This is a genomic window from Streptomyces sp. CG 926 (genome assembly GCF_003148825.1).
Taxonomy (GTDB): Bacteria; Actinomycetota; Actinomycetes; order Streptomycetales; family Streptomycetaceae; genus Streptomyces.
Map to the genome: position 1 here is coordinate 360,252 of NZ_QGGZ01000003.1, position 24,181 is coordinate 384,432.

At 71.4% G+C, this 24,181-nt stretch carries 25 protein-coding genes; 11 read left to right on the top strand and 14 right to left on the bottom strand.

All coding sequences use genetic code 11. The features are described 5' to 3' along the window. Positions 1 to 31 precede the first annotated feature (31 nt). Positions 32 to 1,855 (bottom strand): aspartate--tRNA ligase, encoded by a 1,824-nt coding sequence (gene aspS / locus BCL76_RS10280; RefSeq protein ID WP_109779176.1) that lies wholly within the window; start codon positions 1,853 to 1,855, stop codon positions 32 to 34. A 181-nt stretch (positions 1,856 to 2,036) separates the two neighbouring features. Between aspS and BCL76_RS10285 the strand changes: the two genes are divergently transcribed. After that, complete coding sequence (locus BCL76_RS10285; RefSeq protein ID WP_109779177.1) at positions 2,037 to 4,295, top strand: SpoIIE family protein phosphatase; 2,259 nt, start codon at positions 2,037 to 2,039, stop codon at positions 4,293 to 4,295. A gap of 76 nt (positions 4,296 to 4,371) precedes the next feature. Beyond that, positions 4,372 to 5,436 carry an AI-2E family transporter gene (locus BCL76_RS10290; protein ID WP_109779178.1) on the top strand — a complete coding sequence of 355 codons (1,065 nt, stop codon included), beginning with the start codon at positions 4,372 to 4,374 and terminating at the stop codon, positions 5,434 to 5,436. Between the two features lie 40 nt (positions 5,437 to 5,476). Here BCL76_RS10290 and BCL76_RS10295 read toward each other — a convergent pair whose 3' ends face one another. The 6 genes from BCL76_RS10295 to BCL76_RS10320 form a co-directional block, all read right to left on the bottom strand. After that, positions 5,477 to 6,472, bottom strand: a complete 996-nt coding sequence (locus tag BCL76_RS10295; RefSeq protein WP_109779179.1) for a pirin family protein — start codon at positions 6,470 to 6,472, stop codon at positions 5,477 to 5,479. Between the two features lie 117 nt (positions 6,473 to 6,589). Continuing rightward, the gene (locus tag BCL76_RS10300) at positions 6,590 to 6,967 is read right to left on the bottom strand and encodes a hypothetical protein (protein WP_109779180.1); all 378 of its coding nucleotides are present in this window, start codon (positions 6,965 to 6,967) and stop codon (positions 6,590 to 6,592) included. A 170-nt stretch (positions 6,968 to 7,137) separates the two neighbouring features. Further along, positions 7,138 to 8,097 (bottom strand): ArsR/SmtB family transcription factor, encoded by a 960-nt coding sequence (locus tag BCL76_RS10305; RefSeq protein WP_146228352.1) that lies wholly within the window; start codon positions 8,095 to 8,097, stop codon positions 7,138 to 7,140. Between the two features lie 74 nt (positions 8,098 to 8,171). Next, positions 8,172 to 8,630, bottom strand: coding sequence for an SseB family protein (locus BCL76_RS10310; RefSeq protein WP_033215170.1), 459 nt, complete (start codon positions 8,628 to 8,630; stop codon positions 8,172 to 8,174). A 70-nt stretch (positions 8,631 to 8,700) separates the two neighbouring features. Continuing rightward, positions 8,701 to 8,904, bottom strand: coding sequence for a DUF397 domain-containing protein (locus BCL76_RS10315; RefSeq protein ID WP_181382501.1), 204 nt, complete (start codon positions 8,902 to 8,904; stop codon positions 8,701 to 8,703). Next, the gene (locus BCL76_RS10320) at positions 8,885 to 9,736 is read right to left on the bottom strand and encodes a helix-turn-helix domain-containing protein (protein WP_109779182.1); all 852 of its coding nucleotides are present in this window, start codon (positions 9,734 to 9,736) and stop codon (positions 8,885 to 8,887) included. The genes BCL76_RS10315 and BCL76_RS10320 overlap by 20 nt, the downstream gene beginning before the upstream one ends. Positions 9,737 to 9,852: 116 nt before the next feature. Here BCL76_RS10320 and BCL76_RS10325 point away from each other — a divergent pair, with 116 nt between their 5' ends. The 5 genes from BCL76_RS10325 (at position 9,853) to BCL76_RS10345 (ending at position 14,652) form a co-directional block, all read left to right on the top strand. After that, a complete protein-coding gene (locus tag BCL76_RS10325; RefSeq protein WP_109779183.1) occupies positions 9,853 to 10,059 on the top strand; it encodes a hypothetical protein in 207 nt (68 codons plus the stop codon). Beyond that, positions 10,056 to 10,433: an ATP-binding protein gene (locus tag BCL76_RS10330; protein WP_109779184.1), complete on the top strand. Its 378-nt coding sequence runs from the start codon at positions 10,056 to 10,058 to the stop codon at positions 10,431 to 10,433. Before BCL76_RS10325 ends, BCL76_RS10330 begins: the two co-directional genes overlap by 4 nt. Before the next feature lie 117 nt (positions 10,434 to 10,550). Continuing rightward, complete coding sequence (locus BCL76_RS10335) at positions 10,551 to 12,377, top strand: acyl-CoA dehydrogenase (RefSeq protein WP_109779185.1); 1,827 nt, start codon at positions 10,551 to 10,553, stop codon at positions 12,375 to 12,377. A gap of 153 nt (positions 12,378 to 12,530) precedes the next feature. Then, positions 12,531 to 13,259, top strand: a complete 729-nt coding sequence (locus BCL76_RS10340) for a hypothetical protein (RefSeq protein WP_109779186.1) — start codon at positions 12,531 to 12,533, stop codon at positions 13,257 to 13,259. 100 nt (positions 13,260 to 13,359) lie between these two features. After that, entirely contained in the window at positions 13,360 to 14,652 is a 1,293-nt protein-coding gene (locus BCL76_RS10345; RefSeq protein ID WP_109779187.1) for a M18 family aminopeptidase, read from the top strand. Positions 14,653 to 14,678: 26 nt separating this feature from the next. Here the strand turns inward: BCL76_RS10345 and BCL76_RS10350 are convergent, their stop codons facing one another. Further along, positions 14,679 to 16,529, bottom strand: coding sequence for an NHL domain-containing thioredoxin family protein (locus BCL76_RS10350; RefSeq protein WP_109779188.1), 1,851 nt, complete (start codon positions 16,527 to 16,529; stop codon positions 14,679 to 14,681). A 122-nt stretch (positions 16,530 to 16,651) separates the two neighbouring features. Between BCL76_RS10350 and BCL76_RS10355 the strand changes: the two genes are divergently transcribed. Together BCL76_RS10355 and BCL76_RS10360 are read left to right on the top strand one after the other, a co-directional pair. Beyond that, the gene (locus BCL76_RS10355; protein WP_109779189.1) at positions 16,652 to 17,224 is read left to right on the top strand and encodes a Uma2 family endonuclease; all 573 of its coding nucleotides are present in this window, start codon (positions 16,652 to 16,654) and stop codon (positions 17,222 to 17,224) included. Between the two features lie 53 nt (positions 17,225 to 17,277). After that, positions 17,278 to 17,901 (top strand): MSMEG_1061 family FMN-dependent PPOX-type flavoprotein, encoded by a 624-nt coding sequence (locus BCL76_RS10360; RefSeq protein WP_109779190.1) that lies wholly within the window; start codon positions 17,278 to 17,280, stop codon positions 17,899 to 17,901. Here BCL76_RS10360 and BCL76_RS10365 read toward each other — a convergent pair. Both BCL76_RS10365 and BCL76_RS10370 read right to left on the bottom strand, forming a co-directional pair. Further along, positions 17,892 to 18,419, bottom strand: coding sequence for a DUF4240 domain-containing protein (locus BCL76_RS10365; RefSeq protein ID WP_109779191.1), 528 nt, complete (start codon positions 18,417 to 18,419; stop codon positions 17,892 to 17,894). The genes BCL76_RS10360 and BCL76_RS10365 overlap by 10 nt on opposite strands. A 28-nt stretch (positions 18,420 to 18,447) precedes the next feature. Further along, positions 18,448 to 19,260: a hypothetical protein gene (locus BCL76_RS10370; protein WP_109779192.1), complete on the bottom strand. Its 813-nt coding sequence runs from the start codon at positions 19,258 to 19,260 to the stop codon at positions 18,448 to 18,450. Between the two features lie 32 nt (positions 19,261 to 19,292). Between BCL76_RS10370 and BCL76_RS10375 the strand changes: the two genes are divergently transcribed. Then, the gene (locus BCL76_RS10375; RefSeq protein WP_109779193.1) at positions 19,293 to 19,814 is read left to right on the top strand and encodes an LURP-one-related/scramblase family protein; all 522 of its coding nucleotides are present in this window, start codon (positions 19,293 to 19,295) and stop codon (positions 19,812 to 19,814) included. Here the strand turns inward: BCL76_RS10375 and BCL76_RS10380 are convergent. Together BCL76_RS10380 and BCL76_RS10385 are read right to left on the bottom strand one after the other, a co-directional pair. Continuing rightward, positions 19,786 to 20,097 carry a hypothetical protein gene (locus tag BCL76_RS10380; RefSeq protein WP_258309505.1) on the bottom strand — a complete coding sequence of 104 codons (312 nt, stop codon included), beginning with the start codon at positions 20,095 to 20,097 and terminating at the stop codon, positions 19,786 to 19,788. The two genes, BCL76_RS10375 and BCL76_RS10380, sit on opposite strands and share 29 nt — an antisense overlap. Before the next feature lie 108 nt (positions 20,098 to 20,205). Beyond that, entirely contained in the window at positions 20,206 to 20,985 is a 780-nt protein-coding gene (locus tag BCL76_RS10385; RefSeq protein WP_109779194.1) for a carbon-nitrogen family hydrolase, read from the bottom strand. Between the two features lie 149 nt (positions 20,986 to 21,134). On the opposite strand from BCL76_RS10385, the gene BCL76_RS10390 reads away from it, so the two are divergent. Beyond that, positions 21,135 to 21,965, top strand: a complete 831-nt coding sequence (locus BCL76_RS10390) for a maleylpyruvate isomerase family mycothiol-dependent enzyme (protein WP_109779195.1) — start codon at positions 21,135 to 21,137, stop codon at positions 21,963 to 21,965. 17 nt (positions 21,966 to 21,982) lie between these two features. Here the strand turns inward: BCL76_RS10390 and BCL76_RS10395 are convergent, their stop codons facing one another. Continuing rightward, positions 21,983 to 23,416: an MFS transporter gene (locus BCL76_RS10395; protein WP_375137901.1), complete on the bottom strand. Its 1,434-nt coding sequence runs from the start codon at positions 23,414 to 23,416 to the stop codon at positions 21,983 to 21,985. Continuing rightward, complete coding sequence (locus BCL76_RS10400; RefSeq protein WP_109779461.1) at positions 23,413 to 24,063, bottom strand: GntR family transcriptional regulator; 651 nt, start codon at positions 24,061 to 24,063, stop codon at positions 23,413 to 23,415. Before BCL76_RS10400 ends, BCL76_RS10395 begins: the two co-directional genes overlap by 4 nt. Between the last annotated feature and the right edge of the window lie 118 nt (positions 24,064 to 24,181).

Here is a 24,181-nt window from a genome sequence, read left to right on the forward strand (position 1 = left end):
CGCCGCCTTCGTCTTATCGGTGGGCCGGACGTCAGCCCCGCGGGGACCCGGCGTCCGGGGTGACCGCGTCGGAGACCGGCCGCTCCGCCGCCTTCGTCTCGACCGGCTTGCGCAGCGCGATGTTCAGCTCACGCAGACGGGCCTCCTCCAGCACCGTCGGCGCGCCCATCATCAGGTCCTGCGCGTTGCCGTTCAGCGGGAAGGCGATGGTCTCGCGGATGTTCGGCTCGTCGGCCAGCAGCATCACGATGCGGTCCACGCCCGGGGCGATGCCACCGTGCGGCGGGGCGCCCAGGCGGAACGCGCGCAGCATGCCCGCGAACTCGCGCTCGACGGTCTCGGCCTCGTAACCGGCGATCTCGAAGGCCTTCAGCATGACCTCGGGCTCGTGGTTGCGGATGGCGCCGGAGGACAGCTCGATGCCGTTGCAGACGATGTCGTACTGCCAGGCCAGGATGTCCAGCGGGTCCTTCTCCTCCAGGTCCTTCATCCCGCCCTGCGGCATGGAGAAGGGGTTGTGGGAGAAGTCGATCTTGCCGGTCTCCTCGTCCTTCTCGTACATCGGGAAGTCGACGATCCAGCAGAACCGGAAGACGTTCTCCTCGAAGTGGCCGGCGCGCTTGGCCGCCTCGACGCGGACGCCGGACATGATCTTGGAGACCTCGTCGAACTCGCCCGCTCCGAAGAACACGGCGTGGCCGGGGACCAGGCCCAGGCGCTCGGTGAGGACCTTGACGTTCTCCTCGGTGAGGAACTTGGCGATCGGGCCGGTCAGGGCACCGTCCTCGCCCACCCGCACCCAGGCCAGGCCCTTGGCGCCCAGCGAGATCGCGTACTCGCCGAGGCCGTCGAAGAACTTGCGCGGCTGCGCGGCGGTGTCCGGAACGGCCAGGGCACGCACGTGCTTGCCGGCGAACGCCTTGAACTCCGAGCCCTCGAACACGTCGGTGATGTCGACGAGCTCCAGCTTGGCGCGCAGGTCGGGCTTGTCGTTGCCGTACTTCAGCATCGACTCGCGGAACGGGATCCGCGGGAACGGCGAGGTGACCTCGCGGCCGCCTCCGAACTCGGTGAAGAGCTCGGTCATCAGGCGCTCGATCGGCTGGAAGACGTCCTCCTGCTCGACGAAGGACATCTCCACGTCGAGCTGGTAGAACTCGCCCGGCGAACGGTCGGCGCGGGCGTCCTCGTCGCGGAAGCACGGCGCGATCTGGAAGTACCGGTCGAAGCCGGAGATCATCAGCAGCTGCTTGAACTGCTGCGGCGCCTGCGGCAGGGCGTAGAACTTGCCCGGGTTCAGGCGGGACGGCACGACGAAGTCACGGGCGCCCTCGGGGGAGGTCGCGGTGAGGATCGGCGTCGCCATCTCGTTGAAGCCGAGGGCCACCATCTTCGAGCGGATCGACGCGATGACGGCCGAGCGCAGCATGATGTTGCGGTGCATGCGCTCGCGGCGCAGGTCGAGGAAGCGGTACTCCAGGCGCCGCTCCTCGTTCACCCCGTCGTCGGTGTTGATCGTGAACGGCAGCGGGGCGGCCGCGCCGAGGACCTCGACCGCGGAGACCTCGATCTCGATCTCGCCGGTCGGCAGCTCCGGGTTGACGTTGTCGGCGCCACGGGAGACGACCTTGCCGTCGATGCGGACGACGGTCTCCTTGGTGACGCTGCTCAGCGCCTCGTTCGCCGCGGTGCCGGGCCGGGCGACCAGCTGCGTGATGCCGTAGTGGTCGCGCAGATCGATGAAGAGGATGCCGCCCAGGTCTCGACGGTTGTGCAGCCAGCCGCTCAGTCGGACGTCGGCGGCGACGTCAGAGGCGCGGAGCTCGCCGCAGGTGTGGGACCTGTACCGATGCATCAGTCATCCAGTTCTACGCGATACCAGGGTGGATTCAACCGTCCCAAGGTTACCGTCCGGGAAGGAGGCGGGTCGGGCACTCCCTCCAGCCTGCGCAAACACGTCCGTGGGCCACGGGCGGACGCGTCCCGGTACGTGGGCGAACAGGCACGTACCGGATATGACCTGTAAAGATGGCCGAGTGCGCACCGAGGACGTTCTGGCCGCCATCGCGACCGGCCTGTGGCGATGGGACAACGCCTCCGGGACGGTCACCCTCGACGGCGAGGCCGCCCGGCTCCTCGGGCTGCCCGCCGAACCGGTGGTGCTGCCGGAGGTCGCCGTACGGTCCCGCTTCCACCCGGTGGACTGGAACGAGATCAACGGGATCGTGAACCTGGCGGTCGCCGAGGGCACCCTCGCGGAGGCCCGGCTGCGGATCATGGACGTGGACGGCCGGGTGCTGCGGACCGTACGCAGCCGCTCCAAACCCGTGGAGAACCGGGCGGCCGACGGGACCACGGACTACGAGCTGATCGGCACCATCCAGGAGATCGCCGAGCCGCAGCCCGGCACCACGGCCGCCCACACGCCCATCACGGGCGACTGGCGGCGTTCCCGCGAGGCCTTCCTGCTGGACGCGGGGCGCGCGCTGGCGGAGGCGCGGTCCACGGCCGAGGTACTGCGCGTCGCCGCCTCGCTCTCCATGCCCGGTTTCAGCCCGGACGGGCTGGCCGTCTTCGGCGTGGCCGGGGACCGGCTGTCGATCATCGGGCACCACGGGCACGACCCGGGGGACGAGGGCCCGTTCTCCGACATGCCGCTGGAGACGAACTACCCGGCCGCGGAGGTCGTCCGTACCGGCCGGGCGATCTATCTGCCCACCCCCGAGGACTACAAGCGGCGCTTCCCGGCCGCCTGGCCGCTCGCCCAGCGCTTCGACCGGTACTCCTGGGCCTTCCTGCCGCTGATCGTGGCCGGGCGGACCATGGGCGCCTGGATGGCCGCGTTCAAGCACCCGGCGTCCTTCTCGCCCGACGAACGGTCCGTCCTGACGACGGTGGCCCGGATGCTGGCCCAGGCACTCCAGCGCGCCGTGGTGGCCGAGTCCGAGCGCGAGCTCACCACCGGCCTGCAGCGGTCGATGATGCCGCAGCTGGGCCCGGAGATCCCCGGCATGCGGATCGCGGCCCGCTACGTGCCGACGGGTGGCGGGCTCCAGGTCGGCGGCGACTGGTACGACATGATCCCGCTGCCGTCGGGCAGGTTCGCGCTGGTCATCGGCGACGTCCAGGGCCACGACGTGCGGGCGGCCGGCCTGATGGGTCAGCTGCGGATCGCCGTACGGGCGTACGCGTCCGAGGGCCACCGGCCGGACGCGGTGCTCTCGCGCGCCTCCCGCTTCCTGGCCGGACTGTGCTCCTCGCCCGAGTCCGACCCGTACGCGGACGACGGCGGCCAGGGCTCCGACTCCGACGCCTACTTCCAGAGCCCGCGGTTCGCGACATGCCTGTACGTGGAGTGCGATCCGCGGACCGGCATGCTGGAGGTGGCCCGGGCCGGCCATCCCGATCCCGCGATCCGGATGGCCGACGGCACCGTCCTGATGCGCCCCACCGCGGGCGGGCTGCCGCTGGGCATCGACCCCGAATCCGACTACCCGACCACCCGGTTCACCCTGGAGCCCGGCGAGACGATGATGCTCTGCACCGACGGACTCATCGAGACCGGCGGGCACGACCTGGACACCGGCTGGGCGCGGCTCCGGGCGGTCCTGGAGTCCGACGCGCACGAGAACCCGTACGAGCCCGCCTACGACGCGCGGGTGGCGGGAGCGGGAGCGGGCGCCGACGCGGTCGGGCATCTCGCGCCCCCGCACCTCGAACGGCTGGCCGACCTGCTGGTCCAGGCCGTGCACGGGCCGTCCTCGCACCACACCACCGGCCCGCTCGCCGACCGCCGCGAGGACGACATAGCGGTGGTGCTGCTGTGCCGCGAGAGCGCGGAGCGCCCCTCGGGCACCTCGCTGCCGCACCCGGCCCGTCCCGTGCGCCGCACCGTGCTGACCGTGGCCCAGGTGGAGCCCGAACGGATCGCGGGCGTGCGGCAGCAGATCCGCGAGCTGCTGCACGACTGGGCCGACCCCGACCAGGTCGACTCGGCGGTGCTGATGGTCTCCGAGATGGTGACGAACGTGCTGACGCACACCGACGGCGACGCCCTGCTGGTCGCGGAGGCGATGGGCGAGCTGGGCGCGCGCCGGCTGCGCGTCGAGGTCGCGGACGGCAGCGACGAACTCCCGCACAAGCGGCAGCCGGGGGAGATGTCCTCCAGCGGGCGCGGGGTGCTGCTGATGGAGATGCTGGCCGACGCGTGGGGCGTGGACCCGCGGGGCGAGGGCAAGTCGATCTGGTTCGAGCTGCACGAGCAGTCCAAGACGGACGCCGACCCGGTGTTCTGACCCGGCGACAGGGCACGACCGGGCCACGGTGCGACGCGGCTCGGCGGGGCGCGGCGGGGTGTGATGGGATGCAGCGGTGTCCGATCCCCTTCTGCCCGCGCCCGTACGGCGGCTCGCCGCCTGGTGCGGCGTCGTCCTGCTCGTCACCGCGGTCCTCGCCGTCGGCGTATGGCTGTGCACGGTCTTCGAGGCCGCCGTGACGCCCGTACTGCTGGCCGTGCTCGGTACGGCCCTGCTCGGGCCGATGCACCGGCGCCTGGTGCGCATGGGGATGAACCGTTCCCTGGCCGCGGCCCTGACCTGCCTCGCCGTGGTCGCGGTGGTCGGCGGGGCCGCGTACGTCGTCGTCCTCGCGCTCATCGAGACCGGCGGCGAGATCATCGACTCGCTGCGGCGGGCCGGCGAGATGGTCTCCGAGCACTTCGGGGCGGTGGGCACCTCGTTGGAGGACATCGCGGCGAACTCCAAGGACCTGCTCGCGAAGTTCGGCGGCACGGCCGCCTCCGGTGTGGTCTCGGGGCTCAGCGTGGTGGGCTCGATGATCGCGATGGTGCTGCTCGCGCTGGTGCTGATCTTCTTCTTCCTGCGCGACTCCGACGGGGCCGTGGGAACGCTGCGTTCCATCGTCCCGAGCCGTTCGGGCGACCTGATGGAGGCCATGGGACGGCGCGCCTTCGAGGCGGTCGAGGGCTTCATGCGCGGGACCACGTTCGTGGCCCTGGTGGACGCCGTACTGATCGGTGCGGGCCTGCTGATCCTGGATGTGCCGGGTGCGCTGGGGCTGGCCGCCCTGGTCTTCGTGACGGCCTACATCCCCTACCTCGGGGCGATCCTGTCGGGCGCCGTGGCCGTGCTCGTGGCCTTCGCCGACCGGGGCTGGATCATCGGCCTGTGGGCGCTGGGCCTGGTGCTGCTGGTCCAGATGATCGAGGGCTACGTACTGCAGCCGGTGGTGCAGAGCCGCACGGTGCAGATGCACCCGGCGGTGGTGATGCTGGCCATCACCGCGGGCGCGAGCGTCGCCGGGATCCTGGGGATGCTGCTGGCCGTGCCGCTGACCGCCGCCGTCTTCGGGGTGATCTCGGAACTGCGGGCCCGGTACGCCGCCGAAGCGGCGCCCGAGCCCGTGGATCCGTCCTAGCCGGCCTCACCCGCAGGCCCGGCCCGGCCTGGCCTGCGGATCAGTCCTGGTCCGCCGTGCCCGTGCCGCGGTGGCCGAGGCCGGTGCGCGCGGTGGTGGGGATACGGCCCAGCCGACCCGCCTGGAAGTCGTCGAAGGCCTGCTGCAGCTCGTGCTGGCTGTTCATCACGAACGGTCCGTAGTGCGCCATCGGCTCCCGGATGGGACGTCCGCCGAGGAGCACGATCTCCAGGTCCGGGGCGTTGGAGTCCTGGGACGCGTCCGCCCGCACGGTGAGCGAGCCGCCCTCGCCGAACACGGCCGTCTGCCCGGTCTGTACGGGCCTACGGTCCTCGCCGACGGACCCGCGCCCGGCCATGACGTACGCCAGGGCGTTGAAGTCCTCGCACCACGGCAGGGTGATCTGCGCGCCCGGCGAGACGGTCGCGTGGATCATCGTGATCGGGGTGTGGGTGATGCCCGGGCCCTGGTGACCGTCCAGCTCACCGGCGATGACGCGGAGCAGGGAGCCGCCGTCCGGGGTGGTCAGCAGCTGGACCTGGCCGCCGCCGATGTCCTGGTAGCGCGGGGGCATCATCTTGTCGGAGGCCGGGAGGTTCACCCACAGCTGGAGGCCGTGGAACAGCCCGCCGGACACGACGAGAGACTCCGGCGGGGCCTCGATGTGCAGCAGGCCCGAACCGGCGGTCATCCACTGGGTGTCACCGCCGTTGATGATCCCGCCGCCGCCGTTGCTGTCCTGGTGGACGAAGGTTCCGTCGATCAGGTACGTGACGGTCTCGAAACCGCGGTGCGGGTGCCAGGGGGTGCCCTTCGGCTCACCCGGCGCGTACTCCACCTCGCCCATCTGGTCCATCATGATGAACGGGTCGAGGTACTGGTAGTTGATCCCGGCGAACGCGCGGCGCACCGGAAATCCCTCGCCCTCGAACCCACCGGGGGCGGAGACGACGGCCAGCACCTTGCGCGGAACGGCGGCCTGCGGCTCGGCCACACGCGGAAGGGTCAACGGGTTCTCAACAGTCACTGCGGGCATGGTCAGGACCTCCTTCTGCGTCGAGTTTAGTTGAAACTCGAACTTTCTGCCACACCCGCACAACAGAGGGACCCCGGAGGAAATTTCCTCCGGGGTCCGGGCGATCCTGACCTGCGGTTACGGCGAGACGATGACCGAGTTGATCGGCGAGAGGTTCACCGCCACCCACGTGTCGACGGGCACGTCGGTGCAGACCCCCGTGCCGTTGTAGCCGGTGCACAGCCTGAACTTCCAGTTGGAGGTCTGGTTGTTCAGGACCCAGTGCCAGTTCTCCTGGTTGCTGAGGTTGTAGGTCCCCGCGTTCCGGAACCGCAGCGACGGCTGGACGCCCGCCGCCGGCGAGCCCTCCGGCCAGATGCACGCCTCGCCCGAGCGGCACCCCTCGACGGTGTTGTACGAGGCCTGGGCCGGGCCGGCGGCCAGCACCCCCGTGCCCAGCGCCAGCGTCGCGGCGGCCACCGCGGCGAGCGTCGTGCGGATCGTCGTACGGGCCATCTCTGCCTCCTCATGGATGGGGCGGGGGGTCCCCCGTGGATCCCCCCGCGGCACCGATACTCCGGGCGGACCGGGCCGGCCCGCGATCCTTTCGGGCAGGGCCGAAAGGTGGGTCGGCCCGACCCTTGGGCCGCCGAGCGCCCGCCGGTCGGCTGCGCGACGCCCGCCGGTCAGCCGCCGCTGTGCAGCAGGTCCACGCCCAGGCCCGTCACCGAGTGCAGGACCGCCTTGCCGTCGCGCTCCGTGGTGATCAGGCCGGCCGCGCGCAGGGTGCGGGTGTGCTCGGACGCCGAGGGGAGGCTGATGTCGAGATCCCGGGCCAGCTCGCTGGTCGTACGCCGCTCGATCAGCGACTGGAGCACCGCCGCCCGGGTCCGGCCCAGCAGCGCGTCCAACGCCCCCTGCGCCGGGCCCGGACCGATCAGGGGCAGCGGCGTCAGCGCCGGGTAGAGCAGCACCCGCCTGCCGTCCGGCCCGTCCGGGCCCTCGGCGAGCAGCGGCCGGCCCGTCCAGAACGACGAGGGCATCAGCAGCAGGCCGCGCCCGCCCAGGCGGGCCTCGTAGTGCGGCGGCCCGTCCACCTCCAGCACCGTGCCCGACCAGGCGGCCCGCGGATGCGTGCTCGCCAGGCACGTTCTGATCCCGTGGGCGGCCAACAGCCGGCCACGCCAGGCCACGTCCGCCTGGAAGGACTGCCGGATCCGCGGCCAGTGCGGGGCGACGACCACCTCGTAGGCGGACCGGAGCGCGCCGCCGAGCTGCTCCCACGCCTCGCGGTCCTGGGCCCACAGGGCGCGCAGCCAGGACGGGGAGCCGGGGGCCCGGGCGGCGACGCGGCGCAGCTCGCAGGGGGTCAGGAGGGCGCCGGCGTCCCGTACGACGGCCAGCCCCTCCGCCAGGGTGCGCGTGTACGGCTCGACGAACTGGGGGTTGTCGCCGTCGGGACGCAGAAGGTCCAGGAGTGGGCGGGCGCGGCCCGGTAACTCCCGGCCGACACGGCCGCGCCAGCGGCCGAAAACCGCCTGCTCGTCGGTGCGCTGCCAGGCGGCCATGGCCATGCCCAACTCCACCAGCGGCAGCGGCTCGCTCGCGAAGGCGATGTCGAGCAGGTCCTCCGCCGTGAAATGCACGCGCAGCACGGTCCCCGCCCCCCCGTCAGGCCACGGCTGCGGTCAGCCGTCTGCGCGGCTGCGCAGCAACGGCGTCAGCCGTACATCCGGCGCATCGCGAAGTCGACCATCTGCTCGACCGCCTTCGCGTCGAAGACCATCCGGTGGTCGCCCTCCATGTCGAGGACGAAGCCGTACCCGGTGGGCAGCAGGTCGATCACCTCGGCGCCGGTGATCACGAAGTACTTGGACTCCTTGCCGGCGTACCGGCGCAGTTCCTTGAGCGTGGTGAACATGGGGATCACCGGGTGCTGCGTGTTGTGCAGCGCCAGGAACCCGGGGGTGTCGCCGCGCGGGCAGTAGACCTTCGAGGTGGCGAAGATCTGCTGGAAGTCCTCGGCGGAGAGCGACCCCGTGGTGAAGGCCCGCACCGCGTCCGTGAGGGAGGGCGGGGACGGCTCCGGGTACAGCGGCGGCGCCTGCTGCGCGTAGCCCTGCGGGGGCTGCTGCGCATACTGCTGCTGCGCGCCCGGGTTCTGGTCGTAGCCGTACATGGGCCGAAGCCTACCGAGCGGCCGCGACAGTACCGGCCGGTACCGGCCACCGATCCCCTGCGGGGTGCGGTCAGAAGGCCTTGAGGCCGGCCACGAAGGACCCCCAGGCCGCCGCGCTCACCACGGCCGTGCCGCCGTCGGGCCGCTTGGAATCCCGCACGGGCACGAGCCCGGTGAGGCCGTCCGCCACCTCGACGCAGTCGCCGCCCGTGCCGTTGCTGTAGCTGCTCTTGCGCCAGGTCGCGGCGCTCAGGTCAATTCCGCTGCTTGCCATTTCGGTAGCCCTCTGCCGCGGCGTCGAGGAGGGCCAGGGACGCCCCCGGCGGCAAGGCGGCGGCCCTCAACAGATCGTAAGACCTGCGGTACTCCTTCACGAGGGCCGGAAAGTCGATGAGTTGGCCGCTGTGCAGGCTCTCCACGTAGACCACGGGCGGAGCGTCCGGGAAGGTCATCAATTTCGCCATGCCCATCATGAGCGCGTGCGCGGCGGTCGTTTCCGGGACGACTTGCAGAATGGCCCTGGTCCGGCGGACCACGGCCGCGATGTGCTCCAGCAGCTCCGCCATCTGCGGCGCCGACAAGGCCGGGCGGCGGAGCACCGACTCGTCGAGCACCACCCAGAGGTCGGGCGGGCACTCCCTGTCGAAGAGTCTCGCCCGGCCCATCCGGGCCGCCACCAGCGTCTCGATCGTCTCGTCGGTCGCCCGGGGCATGGCGGCACGGCTGATCGCCCGCGCGTACGCGGGGGTCTGGAGCAGCCCCGGCACGAGCATCGGGGCCCACTCCTCGATGGTCTCGGCGAACGGCTCCATCTCCGCGACGTCCGCGAAGTATTCGGCGTACCCCGACTGCCTCGCGCGGCGCGCGTCTTCACAGCGGCGCTCGAAAAAGCCGTCCGTGCCCAGCCTCGCGTCCACGTGCCGGGCCAGGTCCAGCGGCATGCGCCGCTCGCCGCGCTCGATCTGGCTCAGGAACGGCACGCCTCGGAAGCTGCCCTCCGCCAGCTGGTCGAGCGTGAGCCCGGCCGCCTCCCGCTTGTAGCGGAGTTCCGCGCCGTAGAAGGACGGCACGTTCGCCGACGCATCCGGGTCCTTGCGAGCAGGCACAACCCACCACCGCCATTTGCCACTTGTCCAGCGCAACCGGAAACCCTTCCCACGGTACGCAGCACGACATCAGTCTGTGAGGGCTTCGTCACACTCCGGACAGGAACGGAACGCTCATGGGCGACCACCCCCACGACCGCGAGGCCACCGCGGCCCTCGACGCGCTGCGCGCCGCGCTCACCGCGCACGGAATCACCCTCCCCTCGCTCGACCTGCACCTCCTCTCCTATGCCGGTCGGTACGACTCGCCGCCCCTCATCACCCTCGGCAACTGCAACGCCGCCACCGCGCAGCGGATCGCCGCCGCGCTGACGAAGCCGTGAACGAGCTCGTGATCCGGCTGCCCGCCACCGCTCGGGCGGCCCGCCTCCTGCGTCACGCCGTGCGCGAGCACCTCGGGCCGGACGGCCACCCCGACGCGGAGCTGTGCGTGACCGAGCTGCTGAGCAACGTGATCACCCACCTCGGCGCCGGCACCCCTGTCACCCTGCGCGTCAGCGGGGGCCGGAGCGGGAGCGGAAGGGCAGCCCGTACGCGGGTCGAGCTCACCGACCCCGATCCGCGCGCGCGGCCCGTACGGCGAGAGGCGACCGGTACCGACGAGTCCGGGCGTGGCCTCGCCCTACTGGAGGCCGTGGCGCTGCGATGGGGGGTCACCGAGGGGTATCGGACCAGGACGGTCTGGTGCGAGCTTTGACCCTGGTCACAGTCCACGCGGAAGGGTTGCCGTTATTACCGACGGGTAGCATCATGTTGTTACCGATTGGTATGTACGAGGAACCCTGTCTCCCCGAGCCTTAACGGAGCCGTCGCCATGGGGCACTACAAGTCGAATCTCCGCGACATCGAGTTCAACCTCTTCGAGGTGCTCGGCCGCGACAAGCAGTACGGCACCGGTCCGTTCGAGGAGATGGACACCGAGACCGCCAAGAGCGTCCTGTCCGAGCTCGCCCGCCTCGCCGAGAACGAGCTGGCCGCCTCCTTCGAGGACGCCGACCGCAACCCGCCGGTCTTCGACCCGGCCACCAACACCGCGCCCGTCCCGGCCTCCTTCAAGAAGAGCTACGAAGCCTTCATGGAGTCGGAGTACTGGCGTCTGGGCCTGCCCGAGGAGATCGGCGGCACCACCTCGCCCCGCTCCCTCATCTGGGCCTACGCGGAACTGCTGCTCGGCTCGAACCCGGCCATCTGGATGTACTCCTCCGGCCCGGCGTTCGCCGGCATCCTCTTCGAAGAGGGCAACGAGGCGCAGAAGAAGGTCGCGCAGATAGCCGTCGAGAAGCGCTGGGGCTCCACCATGGTCCTCACCGAGCCGGACGCCGGCTCGGACGTGGGCGCCGGCCGCACCAAGGCGATCCAGCAGGCCGACGGCTCCTGGCACATCGAGGGCGTAAAGCGCTTCATCACCTCCGGTGAGCACGACATGGAGGAGAACATCCTCCACTACGTCCTCGCGCGCCCCGAGGGCCACGGCCCCGGCACCAAGGGCCTGTCCCTCTTCCTCGTCCCGAAGTTCCACTTCGACTGGGAGACCGGCGAGCTGGGCGAGCGCAACGGCGTCTACGCCACCAACGTCGAGCACAAGATGGGCCTCAAGGCCTCCAACACGTGCGAGATGACCTTCGGCGACCAGCACCCCGCCAAGGGCTGGCTGATCGGCGACAAGCACGACGGCATCCGCCAGATGTTCATGATCATCGAGTTCGCGCGCATGATGGTCGGCACGAAGGCCATCGCCACCCTCTCCACCGGCTACCTGAACGCGCTGGAGTACGCCAAGGAGCGCGTGCAGGGCCCGGACCTGGCGAACTTCATGGACAAGACCGCGCCCAAGGTCACCATCACGCACCACCCTGACGTGCGCCGCTCGCTCATGACGCAGAAGGCCTACGCCGAGGGCATGCGCGCCCTCGTCCTCTACACGGCCTCCGTGCAGGACGAGATCCAGGTCAAGCAGGCCGCCGGCGAGGACGCCTCCGCCGAGATCGGTCTGAACGACCTGCTCCTGCCGATCGTCAAGGGCTACGGCTCGGAGAAGTCCTACGAGCAGCTCGCCCAGTCCCTGCAGACCTTCGGTGGCTCCGGCTACCTGCAGGAGTACCCGATCGAGCAGTACATCCGCGACGCCAAGATCGACACCCTCTACGAGGGCACCACGGCCATCCAGGGCCAGGACTTCTTCTTCCGGAAGATCGTCCGCGACCAGGGCGCCTCGCTGAACATCCTCAGCGAGACGATGAAGAAGTTCCTGGCCGAGGCCGTCGGCGGCGAGGAGCTGGCCGGCGCCCGCGACGCGCTCGCCAAGGCCGCCGTCGACCTGGAGGCCATCGTCGGCCAGATGATCGTCGACCTCACCGCCACCGGCGAGGACGTCAAGAACATCTACAAGGTCGGCCAGAACACCACCCGCCTGCTGATGGCCTCGGGTGACGTGGTCGTCGGTTACCTGCTGCTCAAGGGCGCCGCCGTGGCCGCCGAGAAGCTGGCGACCGCCGCCCCGAAGGACGTCCCCTTCTACACCGGCAAGATCGCCGCCGCGAAGTTCTTCGCGTCGCAGGTCCTGCCGAACGTCTCGGTCCAGCGCCAGCTGGCCGAGGTCGTCGACAACTCCCTCATGGAGCTCGACGAGGCCGCCTTCTAGGCACCTCGCGCCACCGCCGCACCCACGCGCCAGCGGCCGGGCCCCCCGCACAGGGGCCCGGCCGCTGCCGTGTACCCGGCCCTCGGCACGGCGCCCCAGGCCCCTGTCCTGCGGCTTTCCCCTATGTCAGTCGTTCATGGGACGCTCGTACACATGAGTCCACAGGATCAGCACGGCAGCAGGGGGTACTCCGTCCCCACCGGGCGGCCGTACGCCCTCAAGGAGCTGCAGGCGAGCCTGGGCAGCCTCGGCGACCACCTGCGCGAGCTCTACGACGGAGCCCACCCCGCCGAATACGACACCATCGCCGACGCGCTGTACGTGGCCTTCCAGACGGCCACCGGACTCGCCCCCGCCAAGAGCTACACCGGCTGCCCGGAGCACCCCAACGGCGCCCTGGACCCCGAAGCGCCCGAAGGCTGGGGCCGCTGCCTCATCTGCAACGACCGACGTCGCCTCGGACAGCGCCGGCACGGCGGCCCGCCCGCCGCCCCCGCCGGAGAGCAGCGCCGTCTCGGCTACCCCGTACCGGACCCCCCGTACACGCTGGAGCGGCTGCGCACCCACGTGCGCGCCGTCGAGGAGCAGCGGTTCCATCTGGGCCTGTCCTCACCCGCGGAGGACTTCGTCCGCATCGCCGACGACCTGCACCGCGCCTTCATCGTCGCCCGTGAACTCTCCCGGCCGCGCAACGCCTCGGGATGCTCCGAACATCCCGGCGCGCCGATCGACCCCGACGCTCCTCCCGGCGAGGCCTGTATCTTCTGCGCCGGACGCAAGAGACGCGCGCAGCGCTCCCCGCAGACCCCGGAGATGCTCCCACGCATCCGCCGGGGCGAGCGCAGGCAGCTGCAACGCCGCTTCGAGCGCCCGCCGGGCTGAAACCGACGGGACCGCAGATCACCCACCCTGCGGACCCCGACCTCCGGCCATCCCTCGCAGTCCGGCCACGGCGAACACGACCGTCATTAAGGTGAACCACATGAGCTCTCCCGCCCGCTTCGACCGCGGCCACACCGACGATCTGATGACCTTCCTGACGGCCAGTCCGTCGCCGTACCACGCCGTGGCCAACGCGGCGGAGCGGCTGGAGAAGGCGGGCTTCAGGCAGTTGTCGGAAACGGACGCCTGGGATGCGGGCACCGGAGGCAAGTTCGTGCTCCGCGGCGGCGCGCTCATCGCCTGGTTCGTTCCCGAAGGCGCGGCCGCGCACACCCCGTTCAGGATCGTCGGCGCGCACACCGACTCCCCGAACCTGCGGGTCAAGCCGCTGCCGGACACCGGTTCCCAGGGCTGGCGGCAGATCGCCGTCGAGATCTACGGCGGCACCCTGCTCAACACCTGGCTGGACCGCGACCTGGGCCTGGCCGGGCGGCTGACGCTGCGCGACGGCACCGAGCGCCTGGTGAACGTGGACCGCGCACTGCTGCGCGTGCCCCAACTCGCCGTGCACCTGGACCGGTCGGTGAACAGCGACGGCCTCAAGCTCGACAAGCAGCGGCACATGCAGCCGATCTGGGGTCTGGGCGAGGTGCAGGAGGGCGACCTGATCTCCTTCCTGGAGGAGGAAGAGAGCCTGGAGCAGGGGTCGGTGGCCGGCTGGGACCTGATGGTCCACTCCATCGAGCCGCCCTCCTACCTGGGCCGTGACCGCGAGCTGGTGGCCGGCCCGCGCATGGACAACCTGCTGTCGGTGCACGCGGGTGTCGCGGCGCTGGCCGCGGTCTCCACCTCCGACAAGCTCGACCACATCCCGGTGCTGGCCGCCTTCGACCACGAGGAGAACGGCTCGCAGTCCGACACGGGCGCGGACGGCCCGCTGCTGGGCAACGTGCTGGAACGTTCAGTCTTCGCCCGCGGCGGCTCGTACGAGGACCGCGCGCGGGCCTTCGCGGGCACCATCTGCCTGTCCTCGGACACCGGGCACGCCGTGCACCCCAACTACGGTGAGCGGCACGACCCGACGCACCACCCGCGCGCCAACGGCGGACCGATCCTGAAGGTCAACGTCAACCAGCGGTACGCCACCGACGGCAGCGGGCGCGCGGTGTTCGCCGCCGCCTGCGAGCGGGCCGGTATCCCGTGGCAGACCTTCGTCTCCAACAACTCGATGCCGTGCGGCACCACGATCGGCCCGATCACCGCCGCCCGCCACGGCATTCAGACGGTGGACATCGGCGTCGCGATCCTCTCGATGCACAGCGCCCGCGAACTGTGCGGCGCGGACGACCCGTACCTGCTGGCGAACGCCCTGGTGGCCTTCCTGGAGGGCTGAGCCCCCCAGGAAGGCCGGTGCGCCGGCTACCCCTCGGCGTCCATCCCCGCGAGGACGAGGGGCAGCCGGGAGGTGCCGTCGGCGGTGACGCGGACGGGCACGCCCCAGTCCTGCTGGTGGACGTGGCAGGCCGGGTACTCGTTGGCGGGGTCGTCGTCGCAGGACGCGGCCATCGCCGAGACGTGCAGGACGCCCTCGGTGACGTCCGGGTTCAGCGCCAGCTCCCGGAAGAGATCGCTCCCGGCGCCGTCGCCTGCCGCCAGCAGCTCGGGCGGGGTCGAGGAGACCAGCAGCCGGGTGGAGGGCCCGTAGCGGGTGTCGAGCTTCTGCCCGCTCGGCGCCTGGAAGACGATGTCGAGACGGAGCGTGCCGGGGGCCACCTCGGTGGCGGCCCGCTGCGTGCGGTGGGCGACCGCGTCCACGCGGACGGCCTCCTCCGGCAGGCGCAGGCGGGTCAGCCGGTGCCGGGCGGACTCGACGACCACGATGTCCTCGCCGACCAGCACGGCGTCGCTGGGCTCGCGCAGGTCGGTGGCCAACGTCGAGACCTGACCGGTGGCGGGGTCGAATCGGCGCAGCGCGTGGTTGTACGTGTCGCACACCGCGACCGAGCCGTCGGGCAGGGCGGTCACGCCGAGCGGGTGCTGGAGCAGGGCCTGGGCGGCGTCCCCGTCGCGGTGGCCGAAGTCGAACAGCCCCGTGCCGACGGCGGACTTGACGACGTACCCGTCGTGGCCGTCATCGGCCGCCTCCACGTACCGCAGGGCGCTGGTCTCGGAGTCGGCGATCCACAGCCGGTCCCCGGCGGCCGCGAGCCCCGAGGGCTGGGCGAACCAGGCCTCGGCGGCCGGCCCGTCGAGCAGCCCCTCGTTGGTCGTACCGGCCGCGACCTCGACCGTCCCGGCCTCCGGGTCCCAGGTCCACAGCTGGTGCACACCCGCCATGGCGATCCAGACCCGGCCCTGCCACCAGGCCACGTCCCACGGCGAGGACAGGTCCACCTCCAGCGCCGGCCCGGAGGTCGGCGACCCCTGCCACCACTGCCTGCCCGTCCCCGCGACGGTCTCCACGTGCCCGGTGGCCGGGTCGTAGAGGCGCAGGGCGTGGTTGACGGTGTCGGCGACGACGACCTTGCCGTCGGGCAGCAGCGCGAGGCCCTGGGGCTCGCTGAAGCTGTCCCCGGCGAAGCCGCGCTCGCCACTGCCGATGCGGCGTACGACGCTCTCGCCGTCGGCGGCCAGCTCCACGAGCTGGTGCCGGGTGGAGTCGGAGACGAGCAGGTTCCCGGACGGCAGCAGCAGCGCCTTCCCGGGGAACCGCAGGGCGCCGGCCACCGGCTCGGGCGCCACGTACGGCCCGTCGCCGCGCCGCAGCGTGCCCTTGGCCTCGTGCTCGGCCTCCAGCTCCTCGACGAGGCGGGCGATGGCGTGCGCGTGCCCCTCACCGGCGTGCTGGGCGACGATGTACCCCTCGGGGTCGATCACGACGAGCGTGGGCCAGGCGCGTACGGCGTACTGCTTCCAGGTCGCGAGCTCGGGATCGTCCAGCACGGGGTGGTGCACCTGGTACCGCTCGACGGCGTCGACGACGGCGGCGTGCTCGGCCTCGTGCACGAACTTCGGGGAGTGCACGCCGATGATCACGACGGTGTCGCGGTGCTTCTCCTCCAGCTCGCGCAGCTCGTCCAGGACATGCAGGCAGTTGATGCAGCAGAAGGTCCAAAAATCGAGGATCGCAATGCGTCCCCGCAGGTCGGCGAGGCTCAGGTCCTTCCCACCGGTGTTCAGCCAGCCGCCCTTGCCGATCAGCTCGGGGGCACGGACACGGGCACGGCGGGGCGCGGGCGCGGGGGTGGGCGCCGGGGCAGCATCGTTCATCCTTCAAGCTTGCCATCCGGGTATGAACACCGGATCACGGGTCGAGCTGCACCCACAGGGGTGACGACGGCGGGACGGTCCACGTGGGAGCCTGAGGGCCGGCAGCGAAGGAGGTGTCCGGCATGACCACCGCGCACGACTACAGCGAGGGCATCGACCCCGAGCGGGCCCTGAAGTACGCCGTCCAGCACCACAACGGGGACCGCACCGAAATCGTCGAAGGGGTCATCACCAACGTGACGCCGAGCTGGGACCACGAGCGGGCCGCGAAGATCGTGCGCCGTCAGATCGAAGACCGTGTGGACGAGCTCGACTGCGTGGAAGGCTCGGGAAACCTGGATCTGCCAGGATCGTCGAACTGGTACGTGCCGGACATCGCGGTCGTACCCGAGCAGCTCGCACTCCGCGGTGGGGCGCTGGTACCCGACCAGACATTGCTCGTCGTCGACGTCACGTCCGAGTCGAACGCCGAGACCGACCGCGTCGTCAAGCGCAAGCGGTACGCCGAGTACGGAGCGCCCCTGTACCTCCTGGTCGACCGGGTGGAGGAGACCGTCACCGTGTTCGCCGAGCCCGGGCGGCTCGGGTACACGAAGGTGGACGGGCCGCATCCCTTCGGGACGCCGGTGCGACTGCCCGAGCCGTTCGGGATCGATCTCGACACCAGCGGTCTCCGACCGGGGGCCGCCCGGTAGCGTGCGCAGGCGTGACAGCCACTGTGCCGCCCGGCGGGCGGATATTCGATGCCATGAGCGCCACTGCCGTCCGGAGCGTCGAAGGACTGCGGGAGCTCTACGAACATCCCGGTGAGATGGCCCGTCGCAAGGCCGTGGACCGGATCCACGAGGCCGCGCGGGCCGTCATCGGGCGGTCGTCGTTGGTGTTCATCGCCAGTGCCGGGGCCGACGGGAGCTGTGATGTGACGCCGCGGGGCGGGCCGCCCGGATTCGTGGCCGTGCTGGACGAATTCACGCTCGCGCTGCCCGACGCCACCGGGAACAAGCGGCTCGACACCGCGCACAACATCGTGGAGACGGGTCGGGCCGGGCTGATCTTCGTCATTCCCGGGCGCGCCACCACCCTGCGGGTGAACGGGCGGGCCTGCGTGTCCGCCGATCCGTGGTTGCTGGATCGGTTGACCGCCGTCGGCAAGCCGCCGCGGAGCGCGATCGTGGTGGAGGTCGAGGAGGCCTACCAGCACTGCCCGAAGGCGTTCCTGCGTGGCAACGCGTGGAAGCCGGAGCAGTGGCTCGCGGAGGACGCCGTGCCGAGTTCCGCCGAGATCACCCTCTCCCACGTGGATCTCCCCGGTCTGACGATCGAGGAGATCCGGCGGCAGGAGCGCGAGAGCCTGCTCCACCGCTACGCGTAGGCGAACAGGGCGCTCAGGCGGGGCAGTCGGGCCGCTATCTCCTCGCCGTCGTCGAAGTCGAAGTCCCAGGCGGGGTCCAGGGCCGGGTAGCTGATCGTGAAGGAGTCCGCGGGCAGTTCGCGGCCGGTGCCGGCCTCGTAGGCGGTCCAGGCGATCGAGAGGGCGCTCTCGTCCTCCAGGTCCAGGCCCTCGGCCGCGGCCTCGGCCACCGCCGGGTGCTCGGCCAGGGAGTCGGGGTCGGTCAGGGCCGCCTCGAAGGTCTCCCGGCCCTGGGTGAGGAGCCAGCCGCGGAAGTAGTCGAAGCCGTCGTCGGAGCAGCCGCCGTTGATCACGTAGGCCGCGGCCCAGAGCGGCGCCCGGTAGGACTCCGCCAGCAGGTCCCACAGCACCTGCTGGGCCGCAGCCATCTCCGACTCCGGCCGGCTCGCGAGGAGTTCGGCCGCGCGGGCGGACACCTCCTGCGGGTCCGCTTCCGCGCGGGCCGTCTCGATCAGCTTCCAGAACGTCTGCTTGTCCATGGGGAAAGCCTGGCAGCCGGGTCTGACATCAGGCGGTGGTGCTGAGGAAGGTGTGGAGGGATCTTGTGAGCGCCGTGACGAACGCGTCCTGCACCGGCGCCGGAACGAGGTCCAGGGAGAGGTACGGATTCAGGTCCTCCAGCTCGACGAGCAGCAGCTCACCGGACGGCGCCCGGCAGGCGTCGACCCGCTGGATGCCGTGGTCGAGGGTGTTCCAGTCGACGAAGGAGCGGGCGAAGGCCAGGTCCGCCTCGGTCGGGGAGTAGAGCTCCAGCTCCCAGCGGCGGGCCGGGTCGGGGGCGTACAGCGCGTACTGGAAGGCGTCGTCGACGAAGTAGAAGGACACCTCGTACGTGAAGTCGATGCGCGGCTGGATCAGCACGGCTCCGGCCTGCCCGTCCGGTGTCGCGGTGAAGGTGAGGCCGATGGAGTCGGCGCCCTGCTTCGGCTTGACGGCGTAGGTGGGGACCTGCGGCAGCTCCGCGAGCCGGGCCGGGTCGTCGATCGTCGGGATGACCGGGTGGCCGGAGGCCGTCAGGTCGAGGAGGTACTGCTTGCCCGCCATGTCGCCGCGGCCGGTGAGCGGGTTGTAGACGCGTGCCCCGGCGGCGAGGGCGGCCGCGCGGAAGGAGTCGTAGGCCTCCTGGTAGTGCAGGACCGGGCCGCTGTTGCGGACGATCACCGCGTCGAAGCCCAGCGGCAGCATGGCCTCCGCGTCCGCGGGATGGCACAGGGCCAGGTCGAATGCGGCGCGCAGTCGGGACGTGAGGAATATGTCCTCGTCGCAGTAGCGGCGGCCGCGTGCGGGGTACGCCAGGTCGGTCACGTAGAGCAGGGGCATGAGGGCAACCTATCGCGGGCACTGATCAGCGCATGAAATACCTCGTTCGGGACAAAATGCTGGCCATCGGGGACGACTACCGGATCGAGGACGAGGACGGCCGGCACGCCTTCCTCGTCGACGGGAAGGCGCTGCGCTTCCGGGACACGCTGGAGCTGAAGGATCCGGACGGGCAGATCCTGATCACCCTGCGGGAGAAGTTGTTCACCCTGCGGGACGCGATGACTCTGGAGCGGGACGAGCGGCGGCTCGCGGTGATCCGTCGCAAGCGGCTCTCGCTGCTCCGCAACCACTTCCGTGTGACCCTCGCCGAGGGCACCGAGCTCGATGTGAGCGGGCGGATCCTGGATCGCGAGTTCAAGGTCGAGTACGACGACGAGCTGCTCGCGCTGATCTCGCGGCAGTGGTACCGGGTACGCGAGACGTACGCGGTGGACGTGGTCCGGGAGGACGCGGACGCGGCGCTGCTGGTCGCGGTCGCGGTGTGCGTGATCCGGATGGCGGAGAAGGAGCGGGAGGACGGGGTCAGTCCCGATGGTGCTCCCGGGCCGTGAGCTGGCCCTGGACGTAGGCGTCGGTCTCCGGTGCGTACGGACCGCCGTGGTCGAACAGCAGGTCGCTGATGCGCTGCCATTCGGCGGCCTCGGCGCGGACGGAGGCGTCGGCGGCCTCCAGGTCGCCGGCGTCCGCCAGCACCGCCTCCAGGGTGGCCTGCGCCTCGTGGTGGGTCAGGCCGGTGGCCCGCTCCCGGACCTTCTCCCGGGCCGCGATCTCCGCGTCGGCGGGTTCGTGCGGCTCCAGGGCGGCTTCCAGCACGGCCTCTGCGTCTTTCGTCACCGCGTACCCGCCTGTTCCTCGTGGCTTCGGCGGCCGGCGCCGCCCGTCGTGCTCGTCTGCCCGCGAACCCCGGCGCCAACCGGGGTTCGCGAGGGCTCCGGGAGTCCGTCAGCGGCCCAGGCGTCGGTCCTTCAGCGCCGGGAACCGCTCGCGGGTGTCGGCGACCTCGGCCGGGTCCAGGTCCACGGTGAGGACCTCCTCGCCGGGGCCCGCCTCCGCCAGGACCTCGCCCCACGGGTCCACCACCAGGCTGTGTCCGGCCTGCTCCACGCCCGCGTGGGTGCCGGCGAGCCCGCAGGCCAGGACGTAGGACTGGTCCTCCACGGCGCGCGCCCGGCTCAGCAGGGTCCAGTGCGAGCGGCGGCGGGCGGGCCAGCCCGCCGCGACGACCATGGTGGTGGCTCCGGCGTCGACCAGGCCCCGGAACAGTTCCGGGAAGCGCAGGTCGTAGCAGGTGGCGATGCCGAGGGTCTGCTCGGGCAGGGGCACCGTGGTGAGGGAGTCGCCGGCCGACATGAGCACGGCCTCGCCCTGGTCGAAGCCGAAGCGGTGGATCTTCCGGTAGGTGGCGGCCAGCTCGCCCGTCGGGGAGAGGACGAGGGCGGTGTTGTAGAGGGAGCCGTCGCCCGCGCGCTCCACGATCGAGCCCGCGTGCAGCCAGACGCCGGCGTCGCGCGCCGCCTTGGACATGGCCTCGTAGGTCGGGCCGTCCAGCGGTTCGGCCTCGGTCTCGAACTGTTCGTAGGCGAACGCGCCGACCGGCCACAGCTCCGGCAGGACGACGAGATCGGAGCCCTCCTGCTCCCGTACGAGTTCGGCCACGCGGGCACGTCGGGAAGACACCGACTCGCCCTCGTTCACTGCGATTTGGATCAGCGAGGCGCGCACACTACCACCGTCCTGGCGTTCAAGCCGTCAACTCGGGCCTACGATCGTCACACGAAAGCACTGCCGGGGTGCTCACCGGCAGCGTAGTTTTGGAAACTGAGTCCACTGCTTCCGAAACGCGCCATTGAACAGCACCGCGAGGGGTCCCGTTGACCGTCCAGCCGCATCCCGCCCTCCAGCCCTATGCCGACGCGTGGACACACTCCATCGAGGCGATATCCGAGTTGGTCCTCCCGCTGCCGGAGGGGGAGTGGAACCGGGCGACGCCGTGTCCGGGCTGGTCGGTCCGTGATGTCGTGTCACACATCATCGGCATCGAGTGCGAGCAGCTCGGGGACCCGCGGCCGATCCACACGGTGGCGCGGGACCTGCGGCACGTGGTGGACGAGTTCAGTCGGTACATGGAGGTACAGGTCGACGTACGGCGTCACCACACGGCGCCGGAGATGACCTCGGAGCTGGAGTACACCGTGATCCGGCGCTCCCGGCAGCTGCGCAACGAGAAGCGGGATCCGGCCACGATGGTGCGCGGGCCGCTCGGTGACCAGGTGACGCTGGAGCAGGCGCTGCGGCTGCGGGCGTTCGACGTGTGGATCCACGAGCAGGACCTGCGGACGGCGCTGGGTGTGCCGGGGAACTGGGACTCGCCGGGCGCGTACGTGGCCCGGGACCTCCTGCTGGCCGGGCTGCCGAAGGTGGTGGCCAAGCGGGCGGGCGCGCCGGCGAACTCGGCGGTGGTGATCGACGTGCACGGCCCGCTGGAGTTCATGCGGACGGTACGGGTGGACGCGGACGGCCGCGGGACCGTGGACAAGTCGCCGTCGCTGGGCCCCGCGGTGACCCTGACGATGGACTGGGAGACCTATGTCCGCCTGGCGGCGGGCCGGGTGCGGGCGCACACCGTCGCCGACCGGGTGAAGGTGGAGGGTGACACGGAACTGGCGGACGCCATCCTCACGCAGTTCGCCGTGACCCCGTAGCGGCGCGTCCCGACGCCCTACGAGGCCTCGCGCCCCGCCGCCTCCGGGAGCGCACCCGCTCGGGACACCGGTTGCGACGCCTGCGCGGGAACGGCGGCGCGGCCCCGGGCGGCCTCTCGGGCCAGGGCCTGGGGGCGCAGGCGCAGGATGTTCAGGACGCCCACCGCCTCCAGTACGAAGACCGTCGAGAAGGCGATGCGGTAGTTGTCGCCGGTGGCGTCGAGCAGGATGCCCACCGTCAGCAGGGTGGTCATGGACGCGATGAAGCCGCCCATGTTCGTGATGCCGGAGGCGGTGCCCTGGCGCTCCGCCGGGTTGGCCGGGCGGGCGAAGTCGAAGCCGATCATCGATGCCGGTCCGCAGCCGCCGAGCACCAGGCACAGGGTGACCAGCAGCCACATCGGTGCCCGGTCCCCGGGGTACGCGAGGACCGCCGCCCACAGCAGGGCGGTGAGGCCGACCGTGCCCAGGGCGAGCGGGATCCGCGCGGACTGGCGGCGTCCGACGATCTGGCCGTAGACCAGCCCGAGTGCCATGTTCGAGGCGACGACCAGCGTCAGCAGGCCACCCGCCGTGGTCCGCGACAGCCCCTGCGCCTCGACCAGGAACGGCATGCCCCACAGCAGCAGGAACACCATCGCGGGGAACTGCGTGGTGAAGTGCACCCACAGGCCGAGCCGGGTGCCGGGTTCGGCCCAGGACTCGCGGATCTGCCGGCGTACGAAGCCCCCCGAAGGCCCTGCGGGTCCTGAGGCCCCTGAGGGTCCTGAGGCTCCCGAGGGCCCCGCGGCGCCCGCGGCACCGGCGGTGCGCGGCGCGGGCCCGTGGCCCTCCGGGTGGTCCCGCAGGAACAGCACGAGCGGCACCAGGACCACCAGCCCCGCCACCGCGCTGCCCGCGAACGCGGCCGTCCAGCCGACCCCGTGCAGGACCGGGGCGAGGACGAGGGTGGAGACGAGGTTGCCCGCCATGCCCACCAGCCCGGCCAGCTGCGCCATCAACGGCCCGCGCCGGGCCGGGAACCACCGGGTGCCCAGCCGCAGCACCGAGATGAAGGTCATCGCGTCGCCGCAGCCCAGCAGCGCCCGCGCCGCGAGCGCCATCCCGTAGGAGGGGGACAGCGCGAAGCCGAGCTGGCCGACGGTGAACAGCACCGCGCCCAGGGTCAGGACCTTCTTGGTGCCGAGCCGGTCGACCATCAGGCCCACCGGGATCTGCATGCCCGCGTAGACGAGCAGTTGGAGGAGCGAGAAGGTGGCCAGCGCCGAGGCGTTGACGTGGAAGCGGTCCGCGGCGTCCAGGCCGGCCACGCCCAGACTGGTACGGAAGATCACCGCCACGAAGTAGACGGCGACACCGATGCCCCACACGGCGACGGCCCTGCGGCCGCCCGGCGGGTCGGCGGGTATGCCGGGCAAGGCGTTCGCCGGGGCGTTCACGGGGGCGTTCACCGGCCCGGCCCCCGTACCAGGGCCTCGACCCGGCCGATGTGCCCGCGGACCGCCTCGGTCGCCGCCTCGGCGTCCCCGGCGCGCAACGCGTCCAGGATCTCGGCGTGCTCGGCGAGGGTGCGGTCCAGCCGTTCGGGGTGGGCGTGCAGGAGGGCCACGCCCATCCGCAGCTGCCGGTCGCGGAGTTGGTCGTAGAGCCGGCACAGGATCTGGTTCCCGGCGCTGCGCACGATCTCGGCGTGGAAGCCCCGGTCCGCGGCCATCATCGCGCCGAGGTCGCCCGCGGCGGCGTGCCGACGCTGTTCGTCGAGCAGGGCGGCGAGCCGGTCCAGCAGGCCCGGTGGCGCCGGTACGGCTCGGCGTACGGTGAACTCCTCGACCAGCATCCGGGTTTCGAGGACGTCGGTGATCTCCTGCGCCGAGACCTGGAGGACCAGGGCGCCCTTCTTCGGGTACAGCTTGAGCAGCCCCTCGGTCTCCAGCCGCAGCAGCGCCTCGCGGACAGGCGTACGGGAGACCCCGACGGCCGCGGCCAGTTCGCCCTCGGTCAGGAGGGTGCCACCTTCGTAGCGACGGTCGAGCACCTCTTGCTTGACGTGCTGGTAGACGCGGTCGGCGGCGGTCACGGCGGGTGCTGGGGCAGGCATGCGCACAGGATAGATACAACAGAGGTGCAAGCCGTGCCGGGTCCAGGATGTGGACCGGGGGCCGCGGGGACACAGGGTGGGGACCGTGGCTCCCCCGCTGCATCGAAGGATGTACCGC